This window comes from Halorubrum sp. C191, assembly GCF_002727095.1.
GTDB lineage: Archaea > Halobacteriota > Halobacteria > Halobacteriales > Haloferacaceae > Halorubrum > Halorubrum ezzemoulense.
The window spans coordinates 1-952 of sequence record NZ_NHNZ01000161.1 but is presented as its reverse complement, the minus strand read 5'-3'; the positions used below and the strand labels follow the sequence as shown (position 1 = coordinate 952).

The window sequence follows — 952 nt, the reverse complement described above, 5'->3', positions numbered from 1 at the left end:
CGTGCGTGGACGCGGCCTCGGGCGCGGACGTGCCCGAGGCCGCAGTCCTTGACCGCATCGTTGGTTCGTTCGACCCCTGTCCGGTGATTGTACGTCTCGTCTAAGATGGATTGCTTGAGCTGAACCTCCTCGCTGTGTTCTTCGATACGGTCTTCGACTCTGTACTCGATGTCTTTCGGGTCGTTAGTGTTTCGTGGATTGTACGGGGCGACTGGCACGACCCCTGCGGCCAGCAGGTGGTCGTGCCAGTCGAGGATATCGTAGGCACTGTCTCCGAGCATCCAGATCGGTGTATCGACGGCGAGCGCGTCACGCGTGACGCGCATCGCCGTCTCCTGATCCGCTTGTTTAGCTTGTGTGAACTCCGCTGCTATTGGGATCTTTGCGCCGGTTGAGACGAGTGTACAGCCGAAGCCGTAGTAGTACTCCTCGGCTGTTGGGTCGTAGTTCCATGAGGCGGCGTCGTTGTGCTGGATCGCTTCGATGTGAGTTGAATCGATGGAGTACGTGGAGTCGAGCAGGCCGCGAGCGGCGGCCTGCTCGACGAGTCTGTCGAATACATCGTCCACGACGTGTTCGAGATCAGTGAGAAACCGATCAATAGTGTCTCTGGACGGCGGTTTGTCGAGTCCGCAGTAGTACCAGACAAGGCTATGCTGGAGTTCTCGTGTGATCGGACGAGTGCCGTAGACATCCTCGTAGTAGCAGTGTAGAAAGCCGCAAAAGAGGTCTGGTGGTTTGTGAACTCGTGTTCGCCCCCGGCGAGCGGGGGCGAACACTTCGTACTCCAGTAGAAACTCGAAGTTGAGATGCTCAAACAGCGGAACCGTCTCGGTAGCCGCTACATTCAAGAACTCGTCGACCGAAGCTTCGCTTTGTAGGGCTTTGGAGCTTGTAGACACTGTCTCCAAACCCTGCTGCTTCGCACGTGACGCTTTCTATGACAGGCTCT

General features: G+C 57.4%; 1 protein-coding gene. It reads right to left on the bottom strand.

Translation table 11 applies throughout. The features are described 5' to 3' along the window. Positions 1 to 902 (bottom strand): transposase (locus Z052_RS14790; protein WP_099289204.1); only part of this gene is annotated, 902 nt, incomplete at its 3' end. Between the last annotated feature and the right edge of the window lie 50 nt (positions 903 to 952).